The following is a 7,628-nucleotide window of genomic DNA, read 5'->3' on the forward strand; positions in this document are numbered from 1 at the left end:
GTTCGCAGTTCTTCTTCCAACTAATGAAGACATTCCTAACATCGCTGTTACTCTACGAATAGCAGATCGGTGCGATTTAAAAATTACTAGTCAGTTAATCCGCTGAAATGAAAGAAACTCCAATCATTTCTAAGCCTCTCACATTCCATATTTTTGATGTATAGGTCCTGCCAATACATCAAGTAAGGAGTGCGTGACAGGTCTTATGAGGTCAGAGAGGGTATCGTAACCATGAGCCGGAATTCCTGAAGCGATATATCTCTCATTGAGATAATGCTGGCATAATTTCTGAGTATCTTCGTCAAGTTTTCCTGTGGACGCCAGATAACGAAAAAAACTTGAAATTTCACTTTCAGTGGGGGTCGATGCCAACCATTCGCCCATCAATGTGACAAAACCTGCATCGTTTCCCATCCTGAATTTGAGTGCTTGGTTAATTCTGTCTTGGAAATCCCACAGGTCATGATCATGGCGGGGTATCATTTTTTTGACGATAACGCCAAGTTGCTGGGTGTCAGATCTTGCTGAGCCAAGAATGATAACGGCACAACTGGTAATTGGAGTCATTACCTGAGAACTGAGAGTTGCTATATAAGGGGTGTATCCTAATATCGACTGGGGCCGCCCATATATGGGCAATAAAAATGATGGTTACACAGTAAGATATTTTGATGTGAAGTGTTTTACATATGTTATTATCGTATGTATTCACAAAATCAATTGATACCAAAAATATATAGAGATTGTTAAATGATAGGGTTATTACATTCAAAAATAACAAAGAAATGTTTATTAGGCGTGTTGTTTATGTTGGTGTTTTATTGTATTAATGTTTTGCATGTTACAACAAATGAACCTCAACATAACCTACCTTTTTTTTATATTTTATCACTACCATTATTAACATCATTTTTTCTTTATTTTAAATCCAATTCATTACCAGCAATTATAATTGTGCTAGCTTGTGGCTACTTTCAAGATAAATACCAAGCATTAAGCTATCTGCATCTCCTTTCAATTCTATTAGCCGCAGGCACAAGTACTCTTATTTATTACTTTCTTTCTGAAAAAAAACATGCCAATCATTTTTGGTACAATTCAAAACCCCTAATAAAAATATCGACAATAATTTTCCTCAATAGTCTAATGGGTATTTTTTATTGGCAAGTGGTAACGTTAAAATTAACTGGAGAACATCATTATAACTACACTACCATTAGATTCCTTGTTGATTGCATGTTATTGTGTAACTCATGTTTACTGGGGGTTCCTTTTTTTTCATTCTTGTTCTCATCCTTCCAAAAAAACAAGAGAGCATTAAGGTTTATAACGTCAAAAAGTTTTCCATCTACAAATATAAAATCACTTTATATCATATTCTTCTCTGCATCAATTCTTAGTTCAATATATTTATATATGTATTCACTAAACTTACTTACAAGCTTTCTCATTTGTTGGTATTTACCTCTTCTGATATGGCTTGGAGTTACTTATAGTAATGTGCTTATGCTACCAGTGTGGTTATTCGTATCTCTTGGTACCACCTTTGAGTTGAATAAAAGTACTTATGGCATAGCCATCAGCAATTTAAGTAACAGTGCGGATATATCATTATTCACTGCATCCGTACTGCTTGTTTCTTCTTGTGCTTTTATATGGGTAACATTTAACACGTCACGAATAAGTTCATATGTCCACCACCTTAAATACATTTCAAAACTGGAACCAAACACGAAAATACCTAGCCTTTTAGCTTTAAAGGAAGATATTTCCAGAAATCATTATAGCTGTTTATGTTTAATTAACTTACCTGAGGTCGCCCCGCTTTCACATATCTATGGCATATCCTTACGATTTAACTTCATCACATCATTACGTTCTTATTTATTAGCATTCTTACATCATGGGGAAGACTTCTATTATATTCAAGGATATGGCGTAGTTATAACTTTTAAACAAAAAGAACTTAATCGCATCGATGTATTAAACAGTAAAATAAAAGAATTTAGGTTCATCTGGAATAATGAAGTGAAATTAGGTCTCTGCTATGGAATTGTATATACAAATTTCATTCCTGAAAAAAGTCAAGTTTCTGTATTGATCGGAGAATTACACAAAAAAACCACGATTTCTATGCAAACAGGGACACCTTTATTACACGTGCCAGCAATAGAACAAGATAAATATACCATGGGTAAAATTCGGCATAGACTCCAACAGTCAATTGATCAACATGCATTTATGCTTTTTGTTCAACCCATTGTGTCTACTAAGGACAAGAAAACCTATTATGAAGTTCTTATGCGTATGAAAGGGGGTGATGGAGAAATTATATTTCCTGATACATTTTTACCAATGGCGAGTAATGCTGGATTACTTACGGACTTAGATATGGTAATAATAGAGCAAACCTTTAAATTTATGACAAATAATAATGCATGTGCAAAACAGAGTTTCTCCATTAATTTAATGCCGAGTACATTATATAATTCAAATTTTTTATCCAAAATTAAAGCACTTTTTGAGTCTTATCAAGTAAATCCTCGGCGAGTTATTTTTGAGATAATCGAGGCCGATGTTTTTGATATACAAATAGTATCCCCCCTTATACAGGAATTACGTACACTAGGATGTCGCATAGCCATTGATGACTTTGGGACTGGGCATTCCAGTTATTCACGCCTGAAGGCTCTAGATGTTGATATATTGAAGATTGATGGTTCATTCATACGAAACATACTTGTCGACGAATTTGACCTCCACACAACAAAATCCTTTTACGCAGCCGCCAAATTGAAGAATCTAGATGTTGTTGCCGAATTTGTGGAGAATCAGAAAATTCAAGATATGCTAACACAGCTAGGAGTTGAATGGCTTCAAGGCTATCATACTGGGAAACCTTTTCCGATAGAAAACGTTTCCACAACAAACCACAATTTTTAATCCATCATGAACTCAATAAAAGTTATCGCTATCGATTTGACTAAAAACTTCTTTAAGGTCTGCGTCTGGATGAGCGATTGAGCATTGCATTTAACCATAAGTTTTCCGGGGCTAAATTGCTGGATACCATTCGTCAGTTTCCTGTCAGTTCGATTATTGCAATGAAGGTTTGTGCTATTTCGCATTACTGGGGACGCACTTTTCAGGGTTGTATCGCGTTAACGGCAGCAGGTTAGCAAAAGCGGCGTTGTCGATTATTCAGGTAAACTGTTCAGCTGGTGACAATCCGTCGCCGGCTGGATGATCAAATGCTCTTTGCGTATCATATGAATCAACTCAATGTGGCTGGGAGTGTCTGTGCCCGGCGAAACGACTTGAATCCCAGCATTGGCCGTGTCCGGCGTTTGATATTCCGGTGATCTTGTTCACTAAGGTTGTTCAGATACTTACTCTGCCTGATAGTGATGGTTCCTTCTTCTGGTTTGTCGGGATTAAGTATGGCCAACGCTGCCGTATTGGCACCACTTTTATCGATAGTGACCATCTCGGGCACATCGTGGTATCGAATGGCTTTGCGGAAAAATCGAAGAGCTGCCGCTGCATCTCGTTTTGCCGTCAGCAGAAAGTCGATAGTCTGACCTGTGGTATAGACTACCCGGCACAGGTATTCCCACTACCTTTTGATTTTGATGTAGGTTTCATCCATTCGCCACCGCCAGCCCACAGTTCGTTTATGCCGACGAAAGACCTTATCTAGCAACGGCACCAGACGGATGAGTCAACGGTGAAGCGTGGAATGATCAACGATAACGCCACGCTCTGCCATCATCTCCTCGAGATTGCGCAGACGCAAGGCCAGCGAACACACTGAGCGATAACATCGGCGGGATAATGTAGGCGCTGGAAGGCAATTAAGATCAATGAAATAGTCAGATAACACCATAAAAAACAGCATGTTTCCTGACGATTTCTTAATGCGACAGAACCGATTTAGCCCGGTCAGATATGGCTTGTCCAAAAAGCCTGTGATAGTTAACACAGTCAATGACCTTAGCCCCTACAGACTGATAACCAATTGAGCATTAAACACTCTTTTTCTCGGGCGATATTTGCTATATGGCTCATTAAATGGCGTCCGATGCCCACTCCTCGAAACGTCTCGGATACCCGCCCTCATTCTGTCACTCGCCACCTTCAGTACCGGTGCCGCGAAGCTTCCGGCAAGCCTGATGGATAAAGACAATCCCGGCCAGGAATACTGGTGCCAGGGGAACGACATAAACACCTACATGTGCTCGCTGACCGGCGTAAGTCATGACCGTAAGTTTGCCCTGATTCAGGACCTGCCTGTGAAGGTGTAAGCTTCGGGGTTATCGACCTGGCGCGCCAGACCGGCATCAATGTTCCTTACGATGGTAGTGACTGTAAGGGCGATGTGCAGGCCGGGTTTGTGCGTGGCTCGAAAGATAATGCTCTGTATGTGAAGATTGTCCGGGGCAGCAAAACCCTGAGGCTGTATAAGGTACAAACCGGTTACTGACAATCTCCACACACCCGAATACTCCCACAGCCCCTGACTCGCTGCGTCAGGGTCTTTTGCTTTTAAGTTACACCGAATGCCTGAATCTCAATTACTACCGTCGGGTTCATTCACTCGCCAGCAGGCCGAAGCTGTTACCCGCCGGTACCACAACATCGCCATTGAAGACAACCAGGGCAGTCACTTCCGTCTGGTGGTTAACGACCCCGAAGGCCGGATGGTCTGGCTAGCGTGGAACTTTGAACCGGATGCTGGTACGGTCCTCAACCGGTATATCGGGCAGGATGGCATTTGCAGAGCATTATCCACCGACTGACGGCAGTCATTTACCAGCATACATTTCAGACCCTGATTACCCCATCCCATACGCCAGCCATCGCCGCTGGCGTTTTTTATTGACAGAGAAACCCTATGACAACACAGACACAGAGCGAGTTTGTTCCCGCTAACAAACCGCAGTTCACTCTCAGTGCCACGCTGGTACAGATGTATTCTTTGCGGCGACCGGATGCGCGCAACGGAATTACTGTCAGAAAGAAATCATGCGATGGTGAAAAATCGATGGCTGCAAACAGGGTTTATGGATCAGTGTGCCTGAAAAATGCGTTTCAGGTTAAAAATTGCACTAAACCAGCATTTTCTATGAAACAACGTTCAGCCCCAAGTGAAGTCAGGTTCTCGCCGCTGTCGTTCATGGTTAAAAGACAACTAAAAGCCCTAATTGAAAATCCTAACCATCAAGGAATAATATCTCCACCCTGACCGGGTGGAGATATTATGGTTTACTTATCAGACATGTGAAGCAGTAAGGGTAGTGTGATTCACATTAACTGCTAATGCACTGGTATCGAGTGCTGCGGAAGGTGACGTATTCATTGCCGCCATGGCATGAACAAGTTGCCCCGCAGCGCCCGAGGCTGCATTTGAATTTACGAACGCAATACCCGTGCTGAAATTTCCGCCCTGCCACATATGATCCATTGAGGCTTCAAATGTGCCCTCAACATTATCGTTACGGTCAGCTCCCCAAGGGTTGGCGAGAATAAAGTTTTGGGTGTTTTCATCAAAGCCGATAATGGCATATGCGTGACCACCAACAAGATTTGTCTGTCCGGTAACGGGATTTTTTAATTCCTCCCAGCTAGAAAGTTGCGCAGGTGCACCATCCAGTACCGCGGTTTTCAGAAGTTCAAAATCCGTGGTGTTCCATTTTTCCTCTGTCGTCGTTAAGGCACGGAATGAAGTCAGCGTGTCGCCTGTGACTTCCATTATCTTTTCTTTTCCGCCAGCCAGGCTTGAGTAACTATTTACATCAGTGTAATAGGCTGCTTCAAAAGCGACATTCGCGCGTTCTGCAATCGCCACCCAACTTGAAGTGCTTGAGTTAGCTCCACTGCTATATGCCTCGCCATCTACCGTTACCCAATGAGGCACACCGTTTTGAAAGAAACGCACGCTGTAGGTATTGTTCGGGTTCTGAACAAACATTGACTTGATGAAATCAGGTGCAACATTTACAACCGTCTGGAGCGTGGAGAGGAATGAACAATCGGACACTCCGCCCTGATGGATGTCATTGATGGTTGGTCCACCTTTAGCGAATAACGGGCGACCGTCTACATGAGCCGTTGAAGAAGACTTCGGATCGTTCGCACCATCAAACCATGTTGAAATTAACTGGTTAAATTGCGTCACAGATGAGCCAGTATTCAGGCTACCAATGCGTTCACCTTCACCCGTCGCCGTCCAGTGAACAGATGCGCCATTCGTACCTATCAAGCCACTGACCAATGAATAGATTGCCGAATCAGTCCCGCAGATATTGCCAATCGCCTGCACATAATTTTTTATGTCATCAAACTGGGTTTCCGTAAGATTACCTGTTAATTGCGAGGCAAAATCTTTAAGAACGGATTCAATGGATGTAAAGCTGAATAATGAAGCATCACTGGCGATTTGATTGCTCATGATGCTTCTTAACGCTGAGTCATTGACGATACCCGTTAGCGAGAAACCAGCATCCACAGATGTGCTAATTAACGTCTGCTGGCTTTCAGACAGCTCGCTTTGTTGATTAAGAGACATCATTTGAGAAACGGTTAGCAACTGATCGGTAGTCAGTGATGATAATAAACTGCTTTCATCAGAGAACTGGCCCAGGGCTACGAAGTGCTGAAAATCCAGGCCTACATACGCGACAGGATTCAGACTGTTAAGCTGTAATGATGTGAGTGATGCAATAGCATCAAGGCTCATATTATTCAGGATTGTTGCTGAAAGGCCGGAGATATCATTGCCAAAACGATACATTTTATCCGCAGTGAATCCGCCTACTGCAGCCACACCTATCCAATCTAAATGCTGCAAAGCCTGAATTTGCTCCGTACTTAATGAGGAAATTTGTTTCTCTGTCAGTCCCTGATATTCCGTTTTTGACAACTGCCCAATAGCCGCAATGGAAAGCCCAGAAATATCTAAATTACCAAACTGTTCGCTGGACAATTGGTCTATATACGGAGCAATCGCGACCTGGGAAGCGGTTAGGGCGGCCAGATGCTGGTTATCCCAATGAGTAAGATTACCCTGCTGAAGATGAGGGAACTGAGCAGCAGTGATACCTTTCATCGCCTCAGGACTTAAGCTGTTAAACCAGTCTGACGTGAAGAACCAGAAGTTATAGGTTATCCCTCCGACCTGATCTGCGGTTAATAGACTACGGTGCTCAGCATTCATGCCATTAAATGCGTCAAGGAAAATATCGCCAATACGCTCAGGTGTTATTGCCTGGAATGCTTCTTTCGTCAGATGATTAAACCAGCCAGCAGAGAACCAGTAGAAATTCTGCGTACAATTTTTTAGCTGCTCTGCCGTAAACCCTGCAGCAGCCTCATCCGGCATCCACGCTGCATGTCCCATAGCATTAATTTGTTCAGCGTTTAAGCTGGCAATTTGCCCGGATGTTAGTCCCTTAAATTCGTTGCTCCAGTGACTAATAGCGAATGTTGGTACTTTGGATATATCTAACAGACCAAACTGCTCTTTGCTCAGACTGCCGAAATTATTCATGCCGCCAATTTGTTCAGCGGTTAATGCGCCCAGATGTTTATTATCCAGTGCCGCAAGTGTCGTGGTGGACAGTTGACTT

Annotated in this window: 7 protein-coding genes and 2 pseudogenes; 5 read left to right on the plus strand and 4 right to left on the minus strand. The window is 42.5% G+C overall.

The window, feature by feature from the left end; translation table 11 throughout:
* Nucleotides 1-138: 138 nt before the first annotated feature.
* Nucleotides 139-567: a hypothetical protein gene (locus M977_RS21020; RefSeq protein ID WP_064518700.1), complete on the minus strand. Its 429-nt coding sequence runs from the start codon at nt 565-567 to the stop codon at nt 139-141.
* A 183-nt stretch (nt 568-750) separates the two neighbouring features.
* Here M977_RS21020 and M977_RS25025 point away from each other — a divergent pair, with 183 nt between their 5' ends.
* Nucleotides 751-2,943, plus strand: a complete 2,193-nt coding sequence (locus M977_RS25025; RefSeq protein ID WP_083962974.1) for an EAL domain-containing protein — start codon at nt 751-753, stop codon at nt 2,941-2,943.
* 77 nt (nt 2,944-3,020) lie between these two features.
* Nucleotides 3,021-3,179 carry a hypothetical protein gene (locus M977_RS25335; protein WP_157092100.1) on the plus strand — a complete coding sequence of 53 codons (159 nt, stop codon included), beginning with the start codon at nt 3,021-3,023 and terminating at the stop codon, nt 3,177-3,179.
* A gap of 22 nt (nt 3,180-3,201) precedes the next feature.
* On the opposite strand, the pseudogene M977_RS21030 reads toward M977_RS25335, so the two are convergent.
* Nucleotides 3,202-3,870: pseudogene (locus tag M977_RS21030) on the minus strand (IS6 family transposase).
* 123 nt (nt 3,871-3,993) lie between these two features.
* A complete protein-coding gene (locus M977_RS26175) occupies nt 3,994-4,068 on the minus strand; it encodes a hypothetical protein (protein WP_083962975.1) in 75 nt (24 codons plus the stop codon).
* Between M977_RS26175 and M977_RS26045 the strand changes: the two are divergent.
* The 3 genes and pseudogenes from M977_RS26045 (at nt 4,053) to M977_RS21045 (ending at nt 5,245) form a co-directional block, all read left to right on the plus strand.
* A pseudogene (locus M977_RS26045) lies at nt 4,053-4,483 on the plus strand (hypothetical protein). The gene M977_RS26175 and the pseudogene M977_RS26045 overlap by 16 nt on opposite strands.
* A gap of 76 nt (nt 4,484-4,559) precedes the next feature.
* Entirely contained in the window at nt 4,560-4,799 is a 240-nt protein-coding gene (locus M977_RS21040) for a DUF905 domain-containing protein (RefSeq protein ID WP_064518702.1), read from the plus strand.
* Between the two features lie 95 nt (nt 4,800-4,894).
* On the plus strand, nt 4,895-5,245 hold the full coding sequence (locus tag M977_RS21045) for a hypothetical protein (protein ID WP_064518703.1): 351 nt from the start codon (nt 4,895-4,897) through the stop codon (nt 5,243-5,245).
* Nucleotides 5,246-5,272: 27 nt separating this feature from the next.
* On the opposite strand, the gene M977_RS21050 is transcribed toward M977_RS21045, so the two are convergent.
* The coding region (locus M977_RS21050) for a C2 family cysteine protease (RefSeq protein ID WP_209438613.1) at nt 5,273-7,628 on the minus strand (2,356 nt) is incomplete at its 5' end.

The organism is Buttiauxella gaviniae ATCC 51604 (genome assembly GCF_001654835.1).
GTDB classification, from domain to species: domain Bacteria; phylum Pseudomonadota; class Gammaproteobacteria; order Enterobacterales; family Enterobacteriaceae; genus Buttiauxella; species Buttiauxella gaviniae.